The sequence below is a fragment of the Sphingobium sp. V4 genome, assembly GCF_029590555.1.
Lineage (GTDB): Bacteria > Pseudomonadota > Alphaproteobacteria > Sphingomonadales > Sphingomonadaceae > Sphingobium.
Window position 1 is genome coordinate 942454 of record NZ_CP081002.1, and the last position, 19729, is coordinate 962182.

Here is a 19729-nt window from a genome sequence, read left to right on the forward strand (position 1 = left end):
GGGTGGTTTGGACGGGTAAGCGATGCCGATCCGGAAGTGTTGGTTCTGGCCGGATCAACGTGACTTTGTGCGGCGTCAGAGTGCCGACGGTGGCGGTTTTGCTGGTCGGTGTGCCCTGCGCTGGGCTCGATTGCGGAATGGGCATACACTGGGTCATCGGCCAGGCCGCCATGGGCGTGACCGTCGTGCAGTCTGAGCCATGCCGCATCATGGCGCATTCCCCCGGATTGGCGATGCCGATGATGGTGGCGCGCGGGGCTGGCACCAGCGGGCGAAGGCCTCGATGATGGTCATGTGCCCGCCGCAACATGGGCATGGTGGGCGATGGTCGGGAGGTTCGTCGGGTTCGGGCTCCTCGACCGGTACAGCAACGCCCAGCAGGCTGCGGGCCAGCGCCATGGTGTCGTTGTGGGTCGAACTGGCGAGCAGGCCGTAATGCCGGATGCGGTGGAAGCCGCGCGGCAGAACGTGGATCAGGAAGCGGCGGACGAACTCGTCGGTCGCCAGCGTCATGACCTGCTGGCGTTCAGCAGCAGGGCGGCGATAGTCCTTGTAGCGGAACGTCACGCCGGTCTCGTCGAAGCCGAGGAGCCGCCGGTTCGAGATGGCAACCCGGTGCGTGTAGCGCGAGAGATAGGCCAGTACCGCCTGCGGCCCGGCGAAGGGCGGCTTGGCATAGACCACCCAGCGCTTCTTCCGGATCGGCGAGAGATGCCGCAGGAAGGCCTTGCGTATCTCGAGGCCAGCCAAGGTGCTGAAGAAGACCAGCTTGCCGGCATCGAACAATGCCAACAGGCGAGTGAGGAACAGACGGCGGAACAAGGCGCCAAGCACACGCACCGGCAGCAGGAATGCGGGGCGCGACGAGATCCAGCGCGTGCCGTCGCGCGCGATGCCACCGCCAGGCACGATCATGTGCACGTGCGGATGGTGGGTCAGTGCCGATCCCCAGGTGTGCAGCACGGCGGTGATGCCGATCCGCGCGCCAAGGTGCCTGGGATCGGCGGCGATGATCAGCATCGTGTCCGCGGCTGCGCGGAACAGCAGGTCATAGACCACCGCCTTGTTCTGGAAGGCGATGTCTGCGACCTCGTTAGGCAGGGTGAACACGACGTGGAAGTAGCCAACCGGCAACAGGTCGGCCTCGCGCGCGGCCAGCCAGGTGCGCGCGGCGGCGCCTTGGCACTTGGGGCAGTGCCGGTTGCGACACGAGTTGTAGGCGACCCGCCAGTGCCCGCAGTCGTCGCAGGCCTCGACGTGACCGCCCAGCGCGGCGGTGCGGCAGTTCTCGATGGCCGTCATGACCTTGAGCTGGCCGAGGCTGAGATGCCCGGCATGGGCCGCGCGATAGGCCGGCCCGCTGCTCCGGAAGATATCGGCGACCTCGAGTGAGGTGCGCACCGGCTCAACCGGGAGGTGCCCTGCCTTCCATCACGGCCACGATCTGGTCGAGCGGGCTGGCCACCGCCCGCATCGTCTTGCTCGAGACCTGGGTATAGATGCCGGTCGTGTTGATGTTCACGTGTCCCAGCAGCACCTGGATGACCCGGATATCGACGCCTTGCTCGAGCAGGTGAGTGGCAAACGAGTGGCGCAATGTATGCGGGCTTACCCGCTTGTGGATCTCGGCGCGCTCGGCCGCTTCCTGCACGACGCGGTGCAACTGGCGAGCCGAGACCGGATCTGTGCCGCTGCGGCCGGGGAACAGCCAGCCATGAGGTAGCATCACTCCGCGCCGCTTGCCTTCGCGCCACCATTGACGGAGCAAGTCCAGCAGGTGCGGTGAGAGCATGGCGTTGCGGTCCTTGCGTCCCTTGCCCTGCTCGACGCGGATCATCATCCGGGTGCTGTCGATGTCATCGACCTTGAGGTGGGCAACCTCCGAAACCCGCAGGCCCGCGCCATAGGCCACGCTGAGGGCCGCCTTGTACTTGATGCCTGGCGCAGCCTCGAGCAGCCGCGCTGTCTCCTCGACGCTCAAAACCACCCGCAGTTTGGGTGTGAAGCGAACGACGACCAGCGCTAGGGCCATCTCCGGCCGCCTGAGGGTTATCCCGAAGAGGAACCGCAGTGCCGATACCGCGCCATTGATCGTAGCTGGACCAACGGCGCGCTCGTGCTGGTCAACCTGAAAACGCCGAAGGTCTTCCACCGTGGCCGTGTCCGGGGGGCGGCCGAGAAACGCGGCGAAGTTCCGGACATGTCGGATATAGTCATTCTGCGTGTGCGCCCCGAAGCCACGCATCGTCATGTCCTGCAGCATCCGCTCACGCAGCGAATGGGTCGGGGCAGCGGTCGTGATAGCATCCATGGTAAGTTCCTCTCCGTTGAAGGAACTCCACCGTCGGCGGGCGACGCCGCCCCACCGAAAGCCTCACCAATACTACGCTACGTCACCCCAAGCGACCCTCCCGCGGAGCGGGTTCGTGCTCTGGTCGACAGCGGTCGCGATAGCTGCCGGTCCGCACTCGGCGATCGAAAATCGCCGGCTGAATGGCGGCAAAGGGTCGATGACGAAGTGTGCCAAATTGGGGATTTTCGGGCAGCGGCGCTGATGACGATCTAGCTGCATCAATCTTTGGCGCTACCATCGCCGCCTTCGTTGGATTGGGGTTTAAGCGGCGCCAGTATCCAGAACGTTAGCAGCGTGAAAATGGTAAGGACGACCGCAACGTCGTAACTGCCGAGACCTACCGCAACGCCGATGGCGCCAGTGACCCAGAGGCTGGCAGCGGTCGCGGTCCCTTTAACCGTATTCTTGCCCTGCAATATGGCGCCACCGCCCAAAAAGCCGATGCCTGCGATCACACCCTCGAGAACGCGGGCAATGGCCGCTGGATCATGAGCCATCGTGTTTTCGACGGCCTGGACGAAGCCGCAACTGGCAACGGCGACCAGGGGAAAGGTTCTGATCCCGGCGCTTCGTTCTTCTACCTCCCGGTTCCAGCCGATCGGCACGGCCAGCCCGTAGGCGATCGACAGAGCGATGAAATGAGGAATCAGAGAGAAGCTGCCAGCCATGCACATCATAACGCGCGACGACGGATTGCGATGCGGAAGTGGGATCCGACGAATTCTTCCCAATCCTTTGGATGCATGATCAGCCGCGCCTGTAGAATCTTGGGCTGGCATTTCCTGTACTAGCTGCGTCTACGCCCCTTCGTCGCGCGCCTTTACCGGCGGGATGAAGCTGACCTGTGCGAGGCGCCAGGCGCGCTCCTTGCGGCCTGGCCAATAGTGGCGGGGATGCCGACATGACTGCGGAGCATGGGTGTCATGCACCTCCGCACGGATCAACCGGCCGGTTTCGCGCAAGCGTATGGCCGCGCCCGGAAACTCCGCCAGCAATTTTTGCCGCACCTGCTCGGCGTCATCCGACAGCGCCGCGCTGGAGAGGGCGCGTGGAAAGCCATCGACCAGTTCCGCTGTGGATGACCGCAACGCCTTGAACCCATCGTTGATGACATCGACAGATATGATTGCCGCCGCCAGCGCATCGGCCCACCACCAGCCAAGCCCCAGACCGATGACGCCAGCAAGGCCCGCGGCGCCGGTCAGCCAGTTTGCCTTGTTCATCAGCGCGTCGGTATGCAGCAGCTTGTCGTTCAGTTCCTCCGCAAGAGGCAGTTCCTTGCGGCCGATGAAGAAGGGCGGGATCAACGAATAAAGCTGCGCCGCAACCATGAGCCAGCCGAGCCAGATATCCTGACCCGAGATGACGATCGACCCTACCGTCGCATGTTCGGTACTCGCCAGCGCGACCAGCGCATTATAGAGCAGCAGAGCGCCGACCGCCGTCAGTGCGACAGCAGCGACGAAGAACCCCAGCCCATTGACCCGCTCGAACGCAAAGGGGAAGCGATGCGAACGGCTAGCGCTGCGCTCCAGATGCGCGGCGATCAGGAACATGACAGGCGGCACGAGGCCCAGAGTGTCCTCGACCCATGCTGTCTTCATCGTCTGGCTCTGGCCCAGCACCAGTCCCATGACGACGATCACCGTGAGCGTCCAGAAAATGTTCCAGTATTCGAGCCGGATGGCTTTTTCCAACGGTTCGGACAGCTCGTCCGGCAGGCTGGTTTCGCTCATTGGGCGCGCGCCTCCGTCGATATGGCGCGGCTGGCGCGCTCTACGGTCATGATCCAGCGGTTCTCACCGTTCCGCATTGCTGTTTTCAATTCGATCCGCTCATTCTCCTTGCCGGATACCGATAAAGCGGGGCCGAACGCCACTTCGGCCTGCCACGGGCTGGTTTTGGCGAAGCGGCCTATGGCGAGGTCGAGCGTACCGGCATCAAGCTGCCCCAATAAGGTTTCGCCCGAACCTTCGGTCCAGAGCGGCCGGGCGCCTGTTCGCTGTTCGATCTGGCGCAGAAGTCGGGCTGTTTCCGGCGCATCCCGCGCGGATGGATCGACCGAGCCGACCGTAAAATATCTGGTCGATTCGATCCGTGCCGATGTGTCCGCAGGATCACGCGGCAGGGCGTTGCAGGCCGATACCGCGATGCACAGCAGGATTGGTAGCCGCCTCATGATGCTCGCGCCATTATCTTCATTCCCCTTGCCGTTCGGGGATAACGCGTTGGGCTTCAAAGGGATCAATTTCTGATCCTAGGCCACCTTATTAAGGTCTCGGCCATGCCGACCCTTGGAAAATGTTCTAAACCCCAAAAGTCACAAGGCCTTTGTCGTCGATCTGCCAGGCGGGATTGTGCGCGATCTCCCAGCCATTGCCATCGGGATCGGCAACATAGCCGCGATAGCCGCCATGGGGCGGCGCATCGGCCTTTCGGAGCAGCTTGCCCCCGGCGGCAAGCAGCTCCGCGATCGCGGCATCGGCCTCATCCGGCGAGTCGAAATTATGCGCCAGCGCGAAGCTGCTGGGACGCTGTAGATTATCGAGTGCCATATCTTCGGCCAGCTTGCTCCTCAACCATGTTCCGAACACGAAACCGTTCATCTGATAGAAGGCGATCTCCTCATTCTCGAAACCGGCGTCCATCCGAAGCCTTGCATGTAGAAGCGTTTCGATCGTGCGAGATCACCGATGCCAAGGTGATGACGGATATCTGCTGTTGCATGGTCAACCTCCTGCCCTTCACTGAGTCATGGGGTGATTGGTGGGTCGATGGCATGGCGTCCCTTTCCTGATTGCGCTGAACTTGCGTACAGCCTCAGCCGTTCACGATCGTCCCGCCATTGGGATGCAGCACCTGTCCCGACATGTAGCTGGCGTCGTCACAGGCCAGGAACAGGAAGGACGGCGCAACCTCATTGGGCTGGCCGGGCCTACCCATCGGCGTGCCTTCGCCAAAATGCTCCAGCTTTTCACGACTGGCGCCGCCGCAGGGATTGAGCGGCGTCCAGATCGGGCCGGGCGCGACAGCATTGACGCGAATGCCCTCGCCAACCAGATTTTCCGATAGTGATCGGGTGAAGGCCGTGATCGCGCCCTTGGTCGAACTATAGTCGAGCAGCTCGCTGCTACCCTGATACATGGTGACGCTGGTGCAGTTGATGATGGTGGCCCCGGCCTTCAGATGCGGCCGCGCCGCCTGCGTCAGGAAGAACATGGCGAAGATATTGGTCTGGAAGGTGCGGCGAAGCTGGTCCTCGCTGATGTTGGTGATGTCCTTGTCGGGATGCTGCTCGCCCGCATTGTTGACGAGGATATCGATCCGCCCGAAGGCCTCCAGCGTTTGGGCGACCACCGCATCGCAATGGGCTTTCTCGCCAATGTCGGTGCGGATGGTGATAGCGCGCTGCCCCTCTGCCTCGACGATGCGTTTCGTTTCTGCGGCGTCGTCATCCTCCAGCAGATAGACGATCGCGACGTCGGCGCCCTCTCGCGCATAGAGCGCCGCGACGGCCCGACCGATGCCGCTGTCCGCGCCGGTGATGATGGCGACCTTGCCCGCCAGACGCCCCGATCCGGGGTAGCGCGGTTGCCACTCGGGCTTGGGTTCCAGCCTGCTTTCATGGCCAGGCAGGGCGTCCTCATGGATCATCTTCTGGGTGTCGCTCATCACTTTCTCCTCGTGACAGGAGAACAGACGGGTCGCCAAAGCGTTCACCGCAATCATACCGATCCATGTTAACCGGAGATATGCGATGCTGCTCAAGGCTCTGGCTCTTAATTGCACGCTCAAGCCCGACGCGGGCGACGCTTCATCGACCGATGCGATGATCGCGGTGTTGCAGCAGGCATTTGCCGAAAGGCAAGTGACCCTTACCGAGACGGTGCGGGTGGCAGCGCTGGACATCAGGCCCGGCGTCACTTCCGACGAGGGCGAGGGTGACGACTGGCCGGCGCTGCGGGCGAAGATACTGGATCACGACATAGTGATTTTCGGCGGTCCCATCTGGATGGGCCAGATCAGCAGCGTGGCCAAGCGCGTGCTGGAACGGATGGACGCCTTTTTGTCCGAAACCGACGATGGGAGCAGGATGCTCAGCTATGGCAAGGTCGCCGTCGCAGCCATCGTGGGGAATGAGGACGGCGCGCATTTCTCTTCCGCTCAGCTTTTTCAGGCCTTGAACGATGTTGGCTGGACGATTCCGGCGGTCGCGGCTTGCTATTGGGTGGGAGAGACATTGGGATCGGTCGACTTTAAAGATTTGAAGGACACGCCGGAGATGGTGACGAAGACGGCGAAGATGGTCGCAGGCAACGCCGCGCATCTCGCTGGACTGCTCCAGTCCAGCCCCTATCCAAGCTGACGGTCGGTGGCAGGCAGAGGTTTTCGGGCCAATATCGTCCTTTACGGTGCCCTGTTGGCGAATGTGGGTATCGCGATCGCCAAGTTCGTGGCTGCGGCGATCACCGGTTCCTCGTCGATGCTGACCGAGGGCGTGCATTCGCTGGTCGACAGCGGCAATCAGTTGTTGTTGCTCTATGGGCAGGCGAAGGCGGATCGGCCGCCCGACGCCGCGCATCCCTTCGGCTATGGCCGCGAACTCTATTTCTGGGCGTTCGTCGTAGCGATCCTGATCTTTGCGGTCGGGGCAGGCGTCTCCATCTACGAGGGCTGGCGCCATATCGCCAGTCCTGAGCCGTTGCGCGATCCCACGGTCAACTATGCGGTGCTGGGGATCGCGATGGTGCTGGAGGGCACGAGTTGGGCCATCGCGGTCCGGGAATTCAACGGCACGCGGGGCGCGAGCGGCTGGTGGCAGTCGATCCGCCGATCCAAGGATCCTGCCGGATTTATCGTGCTGTTCGAGGATAGCGCAGCTCTGGTGGGCCTGCTCGTTGCGGGCATCGGCGTTTGGGCGAGCCATCATTATGCCGATCCGCGCATCGATGGTGCCGCGTCCATCGCGATCGGCCTTATCCTTGCGACCGTCGCGGTGCTACTGGCAAGGGAGGCCAAGGGTCTGCTGATCGGCGAGAGCGCGGACAAGGCCATCATCGCTATCGTGCGGCGCATATTGGAGGCCCGGCCGCAGGTGACGGCAGTCAATCATGTTCGCACCATCCACACGGCGCCTGACGCGGTTTTCGTGGCGATCAGTGCAGATTTTGCCGATGATCTGCCGATGGGCGAAGCGGAAAGCCTGATAGAGGCGATGGAGGCGGAGATGAAGGCAGCCGTACCCGAACTTACCTCCATCTACATCCGCCCGGAAAAGCAGGGCGGCGCGCTGGTGCAGCCACGCCCCTTCAACCGCGCCAATAGTTAAGCCGCAGAAACGGCGCTGAGCGAACGATCCCCGTCATTGGATGCATCGAGTTGATGGCGATGCGATCCCAATGCAGCGTTGGACGCATTGATCATTTGTCGGTGGGCATCGCTCCCGCTTTCCACGTCGGACCAGGGTTGGCCCGAAATGCAGCCGTGACTGCTTCTCCAGATTTCCCCTGCGATCAGTTCCACTTCTTCTGCCGTGGGTTGCCTTTCTTCGGACAGACAGTCCCGAAGCAATTTGTGAAAAATCTTACCGGAATTTGCTTGAACTCGGCTCATGGGCATCCTCTCCAGCGCCAATTTTTATCGGCTGCCGTAAGGGAAGTGCCTCATGAGTCGGTTCGCGTCAATGCTCCGACTTATCCGTTCAATGGCAGCAAATCAGTGGGCTGTGGCGATTATACTTTATTGCCGTCTCGCGGACGAGAAACGATCGCTACAATTGCATTGATCTGGATTTACATCATCCACGCTCTCAAGGGAACCGTCTTAAACTGGCGCAATGAGGGGGAACAACGTTGGCCACCTGGCGTAGTTCTGTTCATGCCTGCTCCTATGACCCCGATGTTCCCATGGCAGCACGCTTCTCAATCGGAGAGCGAAGCCGCCTTGGCCAGACATGTTTCAGCGCCGTCCTTCCCCTGCGTAGGGGCTAAGGCGGCTTTGGCTAAAGGTACGCTCTGCGTCCTCGCCTGCAAGGCGATCGACAGTGCGTGGGATGATGTGCGCATTCATGATGCGCTGTCACGCTTTGCTGCTGACTATAGGACAGACCCCGGCCTTTATCGCAGCTTTGCGGTGGTATTCGACGGGCCGGATGAATTGAGTGAAGAGACTTTCGAGCATGCCCTGTGGTCACGGCTGCAATCTCTTTCCGACAAAGATGTGTGGCGCGGTCATGACTATGATAGCGCAGTGAGCAGCGACCCTGCCAATCCGCATTTCTCGCTCAGTTTCGGCGGCGAAGCCTTCTTCGTGGTCGGGCTGCACCCTCATGCCAGCAGGGTTGCGCGCCGGTTCGAAAAGCCGACGATCATATTCAATTTGCACGACCAGTTCGAACAACTGCGTGCAGCGGGGCGGTACGAGACGATGCGCGAAAAGATCCTGCTGCGTGATGAAGCCCTGGCTGGAAGTCGCAATCCGATGCTCGCGCGCCATGGCGAGTCGAGCGAAGCGCGCCAATATAGCGGGCGCAAGGTGGGCGAAGACTGGGTGTGTCCATTCGCCTATCACGGGGCGAAGGATGAGCCCGATGCCGAGGCGGACGATAGAGGACCGTCTGCGTGATGCCGGATCAGGTAAATGAAATTCCGCCGCGCAGCGGCACCGCTTTCCGCCTGACCGAAGGGCAGATACTGACCGTGATCGATCCGCAGGGAATGCAGGTCGCCGATCTGCTGGCATTCAACGCTCAGGATCTCGATGAAGTCATCTCATCAGGTCGCACGTTGGACTATGCCGAAACCATACGCCTGACCACCGGCCATGCTTTATATTCGAACAGATCGCGGGTCATGCTGGAGATCATCGACGATATGGTCGGCGTTCATGATTTCCTGCTGACGCCCTGCTCCGTCGATACTTTTCTCCATTTTTATCCAGACGAGCCAGTGCATCGCGGTTGCTTCGGTAATTTGGCTGAGACTCTTGAACCCTATGGGGTGGCTGCCGATCGAATCCCCGTCGCCTTCAACTGCTTTATGAATGTTCCGATCGATAGCGAGACGGGCAAATTGTCCGTTTTGCCACCCCTCAGCAAAGCGGGCGACCATATCCGCTTCCGCGCCAGGATGGATCTGGTGATCGGGCTGACCGCCTGCTCTGCATTTGCATCCAACGGAGGAAGTTTCAAGCCCATCCATTACCGGGTCGATGGCGATAGTTGAGAACTCTTGATGGGCGAGCAATTATAGGCCTTACCAACCCTTCTGCGTAGCGTGGGGATGCCTTCGAAACTATTCTTTATTCGCCGACACGCTTGTTTCCGGAATGGAAAAGCAGGTTTTCAGCACGGATTTGGAAGCTGAGCGGCTGGATAATTTGTTGGCAGAGGGCGCTGTGGCGTAACTGGTCATTGCGCGGCGAACGCCAGTCCACCATCATTGCTTGCATGAGTGAATCTGAAGAAAATTCAGCTTGGTACACAGGCACTTGCGGGGTTCACGGGATCAACATCCAATATCGTCGATCTGGCGGAGACAAGCCTCCCCTCATTGCGCTTCATGGGCTGATGGGGAGCGGAGCATGTCTGTTGCCCCTCGCACGCGCACTCGCCGACCACGATATCATCCTGCCCGATGCTCGAGGCCATGGCGGATCCAGCTCTCCTCCAAACGGATACCTATACAGCGATTTGGCCGGCGATGTCATCGGGCTCGTTGAGCAACTGGACTTGAATGCTCCAATTTTCGTTGGGCACTCGATGGGGGGGGGGCACCGCTGCGGTTGTCGCTAGTCATCTTGGAACGGCCATCAAGGCGGTAGCGCTTGTCGATCCCACGTTCATCAGTCCGGAATGGCAGCGCGAGGTTTACAACAGCGATGTCGCAGCTGAGCATCAGCGATCGCGCACCGGAATTGATCGAATATCTAGTGGATGCAAGGTTTCAAACCAGCCCCAATGCCTTCGAAGTAGTCACTCCGCCGAATCCAGATTTGCGGAAGCTAGTTCAAGGCATCCGCATTCCTGTTCTACTACTGCTCGCCAGCCGGGGCATCGTTTCAATCGACACTGCCTGTGAACTGCAACGGCTTAATCCATTGATGTGGTTCGAAATCATTCCAGATGCCGGGCATGGGCTGCCCTATGATCAGAGCAAGTTTGCGCTGCGGTATCCGCTTTCACCGCCTCAATGCACGCGATCGAACATGCCGCCATTGCAGCTTCTTGACTGGTAAAGGGGCGACCGCCGATTGGCAATTTCATGAGGCTCGGACGGCGGTTTCTGTTTGAGCCCAACATTCCTTTCGTAAGAAATGAACGCCTTGGTTGGGTCGGGAGTCACCGGAATAGCTGCCCGTCCGCTGCTGGTGATCGAAAATCCGCGCTTGAATGACGGCATGGGTCGGAATAACTTTTGGCCCAAGCCGGGACGCTCTGAACCATCGGAGCGAGGGAGCCTGAAACCGTGGCGGGCGTTCAGGCTTTCAGCACAGGAAAGGTTGCGATCATGGCTCCTCGAACAATCGGAGCACTCGTTCAATTTAAATTCAAAAATCCGGCGGCATAAGCGCCGCCGGGGTACGACAGAATCAACTATGCCGTGAGAAGATTGACGGCGGTCGGTTTAGCCGCCGGTAGTCCTGACGTCTTGGCCAGGGTAAGAAGTTCCGTCTTCCGGGCGGCCATTTTATCGCGCAGTGCGACTAAATCGACGTCGGTTTTGCGACATTGGGCAAACATCCCCTCCGACGGCATTTCCTCTTCATGGACATGATGTTTGATTTCTTCAGAGAGAACCTTGACCTTGGCGTCATAGAAATCGTCGTTAGGCGAGCCTGCCTCGATATCGTTGATCAGGACCTTCGCGCCATCATGCTCGACATATGCTTCGTCGAGCGTGTGATCCTCGATCAGACCACGGAAGGCAGGATAGAAGATCTCCTCCTCGATCAATGTGTGAACTTTGAGTTCGACGCAGATTTCCTGCGCCAAGGCCCGCTTCCGGCTGGCGGAAGTGGCTTTCTCGAATGTCTCGAATAGGTCTTCGACCTTTCTATGGTCTGCCTTCAGCAAAGCGATCGCATCGGTGAACTGGGGCTCTGCCATCGTCGTCCTCCTTGGTAGTGAAGTAGCCGTGAAATTCTGCATGAGACACGTGGTTCCCCGCGAACGACTCGCAACAAAGGCGGTCGCGAGTTTGAAGAGCTGAAGCCGCGCCGGTCGAACGCCAACGTCACCAGCATGCTATGCCGATGACGCGCCGTTAATTCCCGGCCAATTCTAGGAGCGCTTTTGTGGCAACTACCGATACGCAAACGACCGACGACGTGCCTGACGAGACGGAGGTTCAGGAAAACGTAGAAAAGGGTGAGGATAAGGATCCCAATCCCCTTGCGCCGCCGATAAACACGCAGGGCGGCAGCTCAGCAATAGCCATGCCTGGCGGCGGCATGCCGTCGCAAGGACCCCGCTCATGCTGGTCCGGCATCTGACCGTTGTTCCCCTGTCTGGCTGTGCGGCGCGGCTACGCCTTTGGATTCCGGCGATTCACGCTGGCGAAGGAAGATCGACAGAAGAACGAGCACTGCGGTCGACAAAAATTCGCTTTGCCAATTCTGGAATGATTCGAACCATAGCTGGGCATCTGACAGGTAGGCTATGGTGCCTAACAGTATTTCTCCGTGAGCGTGCGCGGCGACATTTATCATGGCCGGTCGTGTTGCCTCACGGAGGAATGTTGCCGAGTGGCATGACCGTTGCCTCATCAGAATGGTTCCCATAGCCGATTGGGCCAGATCTTTCCATCCATTGCCTGTTCGCGGGTTGCGTAGCGTAGCGAAGCGGCACGCGAACAGGCAATGGATGGAGCGCCCTTTGCGCCACTATTCAGCCGCCACTGCAGAGGCCCCGAGGATCAGTGCGTCGGCCTTCGCTGCTCGCCACCGTTTGCGCTGTCGTTCGAAAGTCCTTAATTGACCCGGGAGGTACAGGCCGGGATGGTCCGCGCAAAGCGTTTCGAACAAATCACGAGACGTTCGCCCCATGGCGTTTTCAAACAGGGCGGTCACCTCGGTTGCCGTCGCCGCGAAGGGATCGGCGCGCGTCCTCCAAGTACGTAGTGGGCGCGCCGGTTCCTTCACGGTGCCGAACTGCCAGGCATCTTTGAGGCTGGCCAGAAAGTCTCCAAGCCGCGCGTCCGGCTGGATCACCCCCTCAACCTGCTCTTCCCGTGAAAGATTGAGCAATTGCTGCTGACAATGACGCATGCGTGCGAGCAAATCGATGGGATCCAGGCTCGCCTGCATGGTCGACAACCGTGTCTTGATAGCATTGCTGACTCGGGCATTCGCAAGGAGACGCTGACAGGGCGTGACCGGTTTATCGTAGCGCTTGATTACCTTGGCGCCATGGCGCTCCTTTGAGATCAGTTTGAATGATGGTTGAAGCAAGTTCACAAACAGGCGCGATGCGGTATAGAGCTGCTCAAGAATTTGGAGCGCTTCGAGCCCTTCATATCGCCGATAGCCAACCAGCTTCCTGACCACCGATCCGTTCTTCTGCTCTACCCACGCCTGGTCATTTTTGTGATACGGGCGAGAACGAGTGAACGTTATATTATGAACTGCACACCAGCCCTGAATACTTTCGTTCATGAAGACCGTGTCGTTGTCAGTATCCAGCCCGAGGATCGGCATCGGAAGTGATCGCTGCAGTTTGACCAGTGCCTGCACCAGAAGCTCTTGCTCGCGGAACGGAATCGGCATCGTCTCGGTCCACCCGCTGGCAATGTCCGTAAGAGTCAGGGTCTGGACAAATCTTCCATCTGCAGACGGACCCGAATGGGCCACCAAGTCGGCCTCAAAGAACCCAGGTAACGGGTCACCCCAATCTGCGAAGGTGCGGACCGGGACTGCCGCCTTCACCGCAGCCGACGGTGGTGCCCGTCGCCGGCGCTTGGCCCCTTCGCGAAACGGCGCCAGACGGCGATCGATCGTCGCCGCACTCATGGTGAGGATCCCAGCTCGGATGGCTGGCAGCAGGGTCATGTGTCCGTGGCGTTCCATGGCCTCGACAAGCAGCGGCAGCATTGCGTGTAACCGCTTCCCGCAGACCCGGTCAGAAGCCTCCCACAGCGTCACCAGCGCGCTGTCCATCTCGTCGTTATAGAGACGCAGTTCCGGTCTTGGCGCGCCCCGCTCACGCCGCCCTGTAGCGCGCAGGATGCGCGCCGCGTGCTTACGGTGAAAGCCAGTAATGGCCGTGAACACATCAAGGATCTTCCCCCGCGTCGCGCGATCGCCGTTTCGATACCGCTCGCCAGTTGCTGCAATTATGTCGTCGCGCGTCGTCATGCTGACCTTCCTCATTTGCTTGCTCCACCATCGACATCCTCGGGAGCATTCTTGATGAGGCAACGGCCATGCCTTGGGGAACGATTCTATTGAGGCAATGCGCCGGCCTCCGTAAATGTCGCCTCACAGTGAGCGATAGCTTCCTGGGCGGCAACACGCGCGCTTTGCGTCCAGTGAATGATGAAGGATAGGAAAAAAAGAAGGCCCAAGACGAGCCCCAAGGATCGCGCATATAGAGCCCGCCAGAATGATCCCCAGTTCAGGATAGCCGGAGCCCCCGGCTTGCTCTCCTGGATATCAGTGTCGCGAGGCGGGGCATCAGGATCCTTCGATTCGGCAGATCCCCGTTGAACTAGAACTGCCGTCAGGACTACATAAGCGGCCATCTGAAGAAATTCACTTTCCCAATTTTCGAACACACTGGATAGGAATTCCGGGCTGACGGTATATGCCCCGAGCGAAAGTACGGCTTGCCCATGCCGGTGCGCTTCTTCCATCTCGACATTCCAGCCCGCTATCCACTGGCCGATGATGCTTCCGGCAAACAAACCGAGAAGGACAATCGTCAGTCCGTTGTCGCGAAGTATGCGCATCACCCTCTCCGCTTTTGATATGAGAGGAAACGTCGACACGACGCGATAGGACCGAACCGACTTTCCATGGGGCGGTCAATGACAAGTAAGGTTTATATCAGCGTTTACAGATGAAGCCATTTCCTTGGGCAGACAACGGCTGTCCCAATGTTTCCATCAGGCGAGGAACCAAGGGCAGCAATTCGCGTGCGAGGAAGCCGATTTCGCCGATCTCGGCCGCTGCCAGCTGACCGGCCGCCCCGTGCAGCGCAACGCCCCAGCCTAAGGCCACAATGGGCGCAGCTCCACGAGCGAGCAGGCCGCCAACGATGCCTGCAAGTACATCGCCCGATCCACCAACACCGAGCCCCGGACAGCCTCCCGTAAAGCGGATGATTGGCGTACCAGGGCCGCCGATCCAGGTTTCAGGTCCCTTGAGCGCTATGTAGGCACCTGTCTGTTCCACGATTTGGCAGACCATATGTGCGGGATCTGCGGCGACGGCCTGCGGATCGCGTCCGATCAGTCGGGCCATCTCGCCATAATGCGGCGTCAAAATAAGCGGGAGTTTCCTTGCGGCGTTCGCGAGTTCAGTTAGACTAGTGCAGGTCAGCGCCGCAGCATCAAGCAGCATCGCAGGGGGGGACAGCGCCAGGAGGCCGCGCACGAACAGGCCTGTCTCCGCGGTTGCACTCATGCCAGGTCCGACAAGCAGGAGATCGCATTGCGGTACCAAATCGGCCAGTACGCCAACGCCATCCTGTGCGATCTCTCCGTCCTCGCGCATCGGCAGACCGATCATGGCGGCTTCTGGAACCAGCACGCCCAAGGCCGACGCGACCGCATCGACGGTGGCCATTTGCAATTTGCCAGCGCCCGCGCGTAAGACGGCTTCGCCCGTTAGCGCAAGGGATCCCGGAACAAAGCGCCCACCGCCAACCAGCAGAACACGCCCTCTGCTATTCTTGTCGCAATCGCTATCGATTTGCGGAAGCCCGTGGGACGCGCACCACGTAGCGTCGAGAGGTATTATTTGGATCATCCCCGAGCAACAGCAGGTAAATCCGGGGCGTCGGTCATTGGCACAGCCTGAGTATCTCCCGGCGCCACGTCATTATAGCGCTGAAGGACCAGATTGCCGCGCCGCCCCGCTTGCGGATCGAAACGATATTCTGTGACCGAGCAGTTGGCGACGTCCCCGTTTCGGTCGATATCCAGAATCTGGGCTTCATCCATATTTTCGATGATGTAGCGCAGGCAGAGGACGACTACCTGATGCGCGAAGATGATGACCCTCTGCCCCGAATAATGGAGGGACACCGTGTCCATCAAAGCCCGGAGGCGGAAGATGACATCGCACCAGCTCTCGCCACCGGGCGGGCGGTGATAGAATTTCCCAAGCGTCTGGCGGAAGGCGGCTTGCTGCGGCTCAAGCTTCGCGACCCCACCCGTCGTTAGCCCGTCAAGGATGCCGAACTCCTTCTCGCGCAACCGCTCGTCAATGCAAACTGGCTCCTCCATCGCAGCGCCGCCCTCCCCCCTGAACAGCTTGGCCGTCTCCACGGCCCGGCGATAGGGTGAGGAGAGGATCACATCGGGTAGCTGGCCCATCCCGCCATGGGCGAACCAACGACCAAGCGCTCTCGCCTGCGCCTCGCCCAAGGCACTGAGCGGGACATCGACGTCCCTGCCCTCCAGCGCGATACGATCGAGCGCAGCTTCATGCGCTGCGTCGCGGGCGACATTCCCAGCACTTTGTCCATGACGGACGATCCAGAGTTGCGAAGGCCAAGGTGCATGCTCATTATCCATAGAGGGATCAATGCCGCTCAGCATCTTGCGGTTCCTGCGATATCGCTAGCGGGACGATCGAAGCACGCCACCGCGCAGTCGCGAAAGGTCTTGCGCGGGTGTCGAGGGCGAGGCTCTGGCGACCGTGGTTGTGAACAAGCTGCGGTGCGGACTAAAGATCGCAGCAGTAAAGGCTCCGGGCTTCGGCGATCGCCGCAAGGCGATGCTCGAAGATATCTCCATAATCACCGGAGGCAACGTCGCCAGCGAGGACCTTGGCGCCAAGCTCGATAACGTAATGATTCACATGCTTGCCGGGCCAAGAAGGTCACTATCGACAAGGGCAACGCCACTGTCATCGACGACGTCGGCACCAAGGGCGATATAGACGCACGCGTTGCGCAGATCCGCCAGCAGATCGATGCGACGACCTCCAACTATGACCGAGGGAAGCTCCAAGAGGGGCTTGCCAAGCTCGCCGGTGGCATAGCGGTGATCCGCGCCGGCGACGCGGCCGAGGTCGAGGTCAAGGAGAAGAAGGATTTGGCCAATAATGCGCTGCATGCCACCCGCGCCGCGGTCGAAAAGGCCATCCTGCCCGGCGGAGGCATCTCGTTGCTGCGCGCGCTCAAGGCGCGGGATGGCATCAAGGCGGCCAACGACGACCAGCAGTCGGGCTCAACATCATCCGCTGCGCGCTCCGCGCCTCCGCTCACAAGATCGCCGAGAATGCCGGCGAGCATGGTGCTTGGATCGTTGGGAAGCTGCTCGAAGCCGAGGACTATATTGAGCGTGGACATAATGGCTCTGTTGTTCGCTATGTGATATGAAGGCCGCCGAAAGTGCGGCCCGCCCGCCTAGCTCCTATTCGGATCGGAATGCTCTTGCCTATCGAGACTATTGACGGATGCGGTTACCATCATGTGGCGTTTTCGTGAGCGCACCGGATGACGACGCCCTCTGATCAGATGACGAAACCTGCGCAATCCGTTTTGCAGGGGCAACGACTGCGCGACGAGTTGATACGGTCGAGCCGACACTCGCCCCTTGCTACTATCGTAACGGATGCAAGAGCCGAAAATGTCATCATCGCTGTCAACGAAGCTTTCGAACGGCTGAGCGGCTATGCTGAGTCGGATGTCATCGGCCAAAACTGCCGTTTGCTCTCCGGGGCTGCAACCTGCCCAAAATCGCGGGCGCTCTTGCGCCAGGCTATCAATGCGGGCCGACCGGCATTCGTTACCTTAGTCAACTACCGAAAAGATGGTCAGGCTTTCCATAATGCCGTCATGATTGCGCCTGTCTATGACAAGGCTGGGCTTCTCACTTTTTTCATAGGAACCCAATTGAAGGTTGATGGCGAAGTTCAAGATGCCGGAACCGCCAAGGCAAGGTTAGCTGTCTTAACCCCCCAGCAGTTGAAGGTTCTCGAGCATATGGCGCGCGGCATGCGCCACGCCGAGATCGCAAAGAACCTTGGCCTTTCCATCAAAACCATCAAGATGCATCGCGGCGCATTGGTGCATCGCTTGGGTGTGCAGACTTCGACCGAGGCGATCAGGATCGCTGTAGAAGCGGGCCTTTAACCTAAAGCAAGGCGGTTCTGAATGGCCTTGCCAACCTGTCAAGATTCGATATGGACTTAAGTCCGGGGTGCAAGCCGGGGGCTTGTTGAGGATGTCGCGTGACGAATTCTGATATGCCCGACGAAGCCGAAGCAAAATTCAAGCTGCTCGTCGACGCGGTTATGGACTACGCGCTTTATATGCTGGATCCGGAAGGCCGGATCACGACATGGAATAGCGGCGCGCAGAGAGCCAAGGGCTATACTGCTGACGAAATCGTAGGGCGGCATTTTTCCTGCTTCTTCACCCAGGAGGATCGCGATTCCGGTCTACCGGAAACTGCCTTGCGCGTCGCAGCGCAAGAGGGGCGTTTCGAAGCTGAAGGCTGGCGGATCAGGAAGGATGGCAGCCGTTTTTTCGCCAATTCCGTTATCGATCCCATCAGGAACGATGCCGGAGAACTGATCGGCTTTGCAAAGATCAGCCGCGACATCACCGAACGCCGTGAAAGAGAACTCGCTCTCTTTCAGGCGGAACAGCGCTTTCGGCTCCTCGTCCAAGGGGTCAAGGATTGCGCGATCTACATGCTGGATACCGACGGTATCATCACCAATTGGAACACCGGGGCCGCAGCGATCAAGGGCTATGGTTCCGACGAGGTCGTGGGCAAACATTTCTCCATTTTCTACACGCAGGATGACCGGGACGCGGGGGCACCCGAACGAGCGTTGGCGACGGCCCTCGCGGAGGGAAAATATGAGACAGAGGCCTGGCGCGTTCGCAAGGACGGCACGCTGTTTTGGGCAATTGTGCTGGTCGATCCGATTTATGACGAAGAGGGAAAGCATGTCGGCTTCGCTAAGATCACCCGTGACGCGACCGACAAACGCCAGGCACAGGAGGAGCTGGAAGAAACCCGCAGCGCGCTGCTTCAGGCGCAAAAGCTGCAGGCCATTGGCGAACTGACTGGCGGGGTGGCCCATGACTTCAACAATCTGCTGACAGTCATAGGCGGGGCGGCCGAAATGCTCCGAAAAGTCGATCTGCCGGAGGAGAAGCGGGCGCGCTATATCGACAACATAGCAGCAACCGTTGAGCGGGCTTCCACCCTTACCGGTCACCTTCTCGCATTCAGTCGGCGCCGCGCCATCCGTCCCGAGGTTATCGACCTCAATATCCATCTCGATGCCTGGGCTGAAATTCTATCCCGGTCCCTCGGGAGCGGCATCGCCCTGTCGGTGAAGGCATCGGCGAAGAACGCGCGCGTGGAAGTGGACCCGACTGAACTGGAAACTGCCGTCCTGAACGCTGCCGTAAATGCCCGCGATGCGATGCCGGGGGGTGGAGACCTCCTCATAGAAACCCGGGACGCCGTCTACGAAAGGCAAGCCGCGGTGGCCATCGACATTACCGATAGCGGCACTGGTATGTCGGAGGAAACACTCGCCCGCGTCTTCGAACCGTTCTTCACAACTAAACCGATCGGCGAGGGAACAGGACTGGGATTATCCCAGATCCATGGCTTTGCGGCTCAAGCAGGCGGCATCGCCCGGATAAGTTCACGCGTCGGATCGGGCACCACGCTTACCATCATCCTTCCCAAGGTCGACAAGACGCCGGCGGCGATCCAGCAGAAAGGCGAACTTGCCTCAATACCACCGGGGATCAAAGTCCTTCTTGTCGAAGATAATATTCAAGTTCTCCAATTCGCGGAGCAATTGTTAGACGATATGGGGTGTCAGACGGTGTGCGCAAGTAACGCGACTGAAGCACTTGTGCTTATCCAGGAGCAATCGTTCGATCTCGTCTTCACAGATATCGTTATGCCGGGACTGAGCGGCATCGATCTTGCACGACAACTGTACATTCTGGCGCCTGGGCTGCCGGTCCTCCTTGCGACAGGGCATAGTGATCAGCTTGTTGGGGGAGGAGCGGCGCATCTTTCTGTATTGTCAAAACCCTATGGCGCCGAGACACTGAGCGCAGCGATCGGTACGCTTATCGCTGCATCCGTTATTTCGTCAGGATCGAATGTGGGAGCCAGCACCTGCGACCCGTGAGGCGCGGGTTTCGCCCTCCGTGGGAGGAGTTTTACG

20 protein-coding genes and 3 pseudogenes are annotated in these 19729 nt (G+C 59.8%); 10 read left to right on the forward strand and 13 right to left on the reverse strand.

Translation table 11 applies throughout. The features are described 5' to 3' along the window. Nucleotides 1-207: 207 nt before the first annotated feature. From K3M67_RS20055 to K3M67_RS20085, 7 genes and pseudogenes are all read right to left on the reverse strand, one after another. Nucleotides 208-1401, reverse strand: a complete 1194-nt coding sequence (locus K3M67_RS20055; protein WP_285833157.1) for an IS91 family transposase — start codon at nucleotides 1399-1401, stop codon at nucleotides 208-210. A 4-nt stretch (nucleotides 1402-1405) separates the two neighbouring features. After that, on the reverse strand, nucleotides 1406-2311 hold the full coding sequence (locus tag K3M67_RS20060) for a tyrosine-type recombinase/integrase (protein WP_247230379.1): 906 nt from the start codon (nucleotides 2309-2311) through the stop codon (nucleotides 1406-1408). A gap of 260 nt (nucleotides 2312-2571) precedes the next feature. Next, the gene (locus tag K3M67_RS20065; protein WP_285833741.1) at nucleotides 2572-3027 is read right to left on the reverse strand and encodes an MgtC/SapB family protein; all 456 of its coding nucleotides are present in this window, start codon (nucleotides 3025-3027) and stop codon (nucleotides 2572-2574) included. A 123-nt stretch (nucleotides 3028-3150) separates the two neighbouring features. Continuing rightward, nucleotides 3151-4089 carry a cation efflux transmembrane domain-containing protein gene (locus K3M67_RS20070; RefSeq protein WP_285833160.1) on the reverse strand — a complete coding sequence of 313 codons (939 nt, stop codon included), beginning with the start codon at nucleotides 4087-4089 and terminating at the stop codon, nucleotides 3151-3153. Beyond that, complete coding sequence (locus K3M67_RS20075; protein ID WP_285833161.1) at nucleotides 4086-4532, reverse strand: hypothetical protein; 447 nt, start codon at nucleotides 4530-4532, stop codon at nucleotides 4086-4088. Before K3M67_RS20075 ends, K3M67_RS20070 begins: the two co-directional genes overlap by 4 nt. Nucleotides 4533-4659: 127 nt before the next feature. Further along, nucleotides 4660-5080, reverse strand: a pseudogene (locus K3M67_RS20080) (VOC family protein). A gap of 93 nt (nucleotides 5081-5173) precedes the next feature. Continuing rightward, nucleotides 5174-6025 carry an SDR family oxidoreductase gene (locus K3M67_RS20085; RefSeq protein ID WP_285833162.1) on the reverse strand — a complete coding sequence of 284 codons (852 nt, stop codon included), beginning with the start codon at nucleotides 6023-6025 and terminating at the stop codon, nucleotides 5174-5176. An 85-nt stretch (nucleotides 6026-6110) separates the two neighbouring features. On the opposite strand from K3M67_RS20085, the gene K3M67_RS20090 reads away from it, so the two are divergent. The 6 genes from K3M67_RS20090 to K3M67_RS20115 all read left to right on the forward strand — a co-directional run bounded on the left by K3M67_RS20090 (nucleotide 6111) and on the right by K3M67_RS20115 (nucleotide 10588). After that, complete coding sequence (locus K3M67_RS20090; protein ID WP_285833163.1) at nucleotides 6111-6719, forward strand: flavodoxin family protein; 609 nt, start codon at nucleotides 6111-6113, stop codon at nucleotides 6717-6719. Between the two features lie 54 nt (nucleotides 6720-6773). After that, nucleotides 6774-7682, forward strand: coding sequence for a cation diffusion facilitator family transporter (locus tag K3M67_RS20095; protein WP_285833164.1), 909 nt, complete (start codon nucleotides 6774-6776; stop codon nucleotides 7680-7682). 548 nt (nucleotides 7683-8230) lie between these two features. Then, nucleotides 8231-8977, forward strand: a complete 747-nt coding sequence (gene gntA, locus K3M67_RS20100; RefSeq protein WP_285833742.1) for a guanitoxin biosynthesis heme-dependent pre-guanitoxin N-hydroxylase GntA — start codon at nucleotides 8231-8233, stop codon at nucleotides 8975-8977. Next, nucleotides 8977-9576: a DUF1989 domain-containing protein gene (locus K3M67_RS20105; protein ID WP_285833743.1), complete on the forward strand. Its 600-nt coding sequence runs from the start codon at nucleotides 8977-8979 to the stop codon at nucleotides 9574-9576. Before gntA ends, K3M67_RS20105 begins: the two co-directional genes overlap by 1 nt. A 344-nt stretch (nucleotides 9577-9920) precedes the next feature. Next, complete coding sequence (locus tag K3M67_RS20110) at nucleotides 9921-10145, forward strand: alpha/beta fold hydrolase (RefSeq protein ID WP_285833744.1); 225 nt, start codon at nucleotides 9921-9923, stop codon at nucleotides 10143-10145. Nucleotides 10146-10231: 86 nt separating this feature from the next. Next, complete coding sequence (locus K3M67_RS20115) at nucleotides 10232-10588, forward strand: alpha/beta fold hydrolase (protein ID WP_285833165.1); 357 nt, start codon at nucleotides 10232-10234, stop codon at nucleotides 10586-10588. Between the two features lie 358 nt (nucleotides 10589-10946). On the opposite strand, the gene K3M67_RS20120 is transcribed toward K3M67_RS20115, so the two are convergent. Beyond that, nucleotides 10947-11459 (reverse strand): hemerythrin domain-containing protein, encoded by a 513-nt coding sequence (locus K3M67_RS20120; protein WP_285833166.1) that lies wholly within the window; start codon nucleotides 11457-11459, stop codon nucleotides 10947-10949. 188 nt (nucleotides 11460-11647) lie between these two features. Here K3M67_RS20120 and K3M67_RS20125 point away from each other — a divergent pair, with 188 nt between their 5' ends. After that, a complete protein-coding gene (locus K3M67_RS20125) occupies nucleotides 11648-11845 on the forward strand; it encodes a hypothetical protein (protein WP_285833772.1) in 198 nt (65 codons plus the stop codon). On the opposite strand, the pseudogene K3M67_RS20130 reads toward K3M67_RS20125, so the two are convergent. The 5 genes and pseudogenes from K3M67_RS20130 to K3M67_RS20150 all read right to left on the reverse strand — a co-directional run. After that, nucleotides 11825-12046 (reverse strand): annotated as a pseudogene (locus tag K3M67_RS20130) (DUF6766 family protein); the annotation flags it as partial. The gene K3M67_RS20125 and the pseudogene K3M67_RS20130 overlap by 21 nt on opposite strands. A 189-nt stretch (nucleotides 12047-12235) precedes the next feature. Beyond that, a complete protein-coding gene (locus K3M67_RS20135) occupies nucleotides 12236-13720 on the reverse strand; it encodes a DDE-type integrase/transposase/recombinase (RefSeq protein ID WP_285833167.1) in 1485 nt (494 codons plus the stop codon). A gap of 71 nt (nucleotides 13721-13791) precedes the next feature. Then, on the reverse strand, nucleotides 13792-14298 hold the full coding sequence (locus tag K3M67_RS20140) for a DUF6766 family protein (protein ID WP_353051195.1): 507 nt from the start codon (nucleotides 14296-14298) through the stop codon (nucleotides 13792-13794). Nucleotides 14299-14395: 97 nt separating this feature from the next. After that, a complete protein-coding gene (locus K3M67_RS20145; RefSeq protein ID WP_285833168.1) occupies nucleotides 14396-15319 on the reverse strand; it encodes an NAD(P)H-hydrate dehydratase in 924 nt (307 codons plus the stop codon). Further along, nucleotides 15316-16089 (reverse strand): histidine phosphatase family protein, encoded by a 774-nt coding sequence (locus K3M67_RS20150; RefSeq protein ID WP_285833169.1) that lies wholly within the window; start codon nucleotides 16087-16089, stop codon nucleotides 15316-15318. The genes K3M67_RS20145 and K3M67_RS20150 overlap by 4 nt, the downstream gene beginning before the upstream one ends. A 100-nt stretch (nucleotides 16090-16189) precedes the next feature. Between K3M67_RS20150 and K3M67_RS20155 the strand changes: the two are divergent. The 3 genes and pseudogenes from K3M67_RS20155 to K3M67_RS20165 form a co-directional block, all read left to right on the forward strand. Beyond that, nucleotides 16190-16889, forward strand: a pseudogene (locus K3M67_RS20155) (TCP-1/cpn60 chaperonin family protein); the annotation flags it as partial. A 126-nt stretch (nucleotides 16890-17015) separates the two neighbouring features. Further along, entirely contained in the window at nucleotides 17016-17654 is a 639-nt protein-coding gene (locus tag K3M67_RS20160; protein ID WP_285833170.1) for a PAS domain-containing protein, read from the forward strand. Nucleotides 17655-17767: 113 nt separating this feature from the next. After that, nucleotides 17768-19693 carry a hybrid sensor histidine kinase/response regulator gene (locus K3M67_RS20165; RefSeq protein WP_502958929.1) on the forward strand — a complete coding sequence of 642 codons (1926 nt, stop codon included), beginning with the start codon at nucleotides 17768-17770 and terminating at the stop codon, nucleotides 19691-19693. Nucleotides 19694-19729 lie beyond the last annotated feature (36 nt).

Bases quoted from the DNA above. Each gene is read 5' to 3' on its own strand.
- K3M67_RS20060 (WP_247230379.1), bottom strand. From the start codon at position 2,311: ATGGATGCTATCACGACCGCTGCCCCGACCCATTCGCTGCGTGAGCGG.
- K3M67_RS20065 (WP_285833741.1), bottom strand. From the start codon at position 3,027: ATGTGCATGGCTGGCAGCTTCTCTCTGATTCCTCATTTCATCGCTCTG.
- K3M67_RS20070 (WP_285833160.1), bottom strand. From the start codon at position 4,089: ATGAGCGAAACCAGCCTGCCGGACGAGCTGTCCGAACCGTTGGAAAAA.
- K3M67_RS20075 (WP_285833161.1), bottom strand. From the start codon at position 4,532: ATGAGGCGGCTACCAATCCTGCTGTGCATCGCGGTATCGGCCTGCAAC.
- K3M67_RS20085 (WP_285833162.1), bottom strand. From the start codon at position 6,025: ATGAGCGACACCCAGAAGATGATCCATGAGGACGCCCTGCCTGGCCAT.
- K3M67_RS20090 (WP_285833163.1), top strand. From the start codon at position 6,111: ATGCTGCTCAAGGCTCTGGCTCTTAATTGCACGCTCAAGCCCGACGCG.
- gntA (WP_285833742.1), top strand. From the start codon at position 8,231: ATGCCTGCTCCTATGACCCCGATGTTCCCATGGCAGCACGCTTCTCAA.
- K3M67_RS20105 (WP_285833743.1), top strand. From the start codon at position 8,977: ATGCCGGATCAGGTAAATGAAATTCCGCCGCGCAGCGGCACCGCTTTC.
- K3M67_RS20110 (WP_285833744.1), top strand. From the start codon at position 9,921: ATGGGGAGCGGAGCATGTCTGTTGCCCCTCGCACGCGCACTCGCCGAC.
- K3M67_RS20115 (WP_285833165.1), top strand. From the start codon at position 10,232: ATGTCGCAGCTGAGCATCAGCGATCGCGCACCGGAATTGATCGAATAT.
- K3M67_RS20120 (WP_285833166.1), bottom strand. From the start codon at position 11,459: ATGGCAGAGCCCCAGTTCACCGATGCGATCGCTTTGCTGAAGGCAGAC.
- K3M67_RS20135 (WP_285833167.1), bottom strand. From the start codon at position 13,720: ATGAGGAAGGTCAGCATGACGACGCGCGACGACATAATTGCAGCAACT.
- K3M67_RS20140 (WP_353051195.1), bottom strand. From the start codon at position 14,298: ATGCGCATACTTCGCGACAACGGACTGACGATTGTCCTTCTCGGTTTG.
- K3M67_RS20145 (WP_285833168.1), bottom strand. From the start codon at position 15,319: ATGATCCAAATAATACCTCTCGACGCTACGTGGTGCGCGTCCCACGGG.
- K3M67_RS20150 (WP_285833169.1), bottom strand. From the start codon at position 16,089: ATGGATAATGAGCATGCACCTTGGCCTTCGCAACTCTGGATCGTCCGT.
- K3M67_RS20160 (WP_285833170.1), top strand. From the start codon at position 17,016: ATGACGACGCCCTCTGATCAGATGACGAAACCTGCGCAATCCGTTTTG.
- K3M67_RS20165 (WP_502958929.1), top strand. From the start codon at position 17,768: ATGCCCGACGAAGCCGAAGCAAAATTCAAGCTGCTCGTCGACGCGGTT.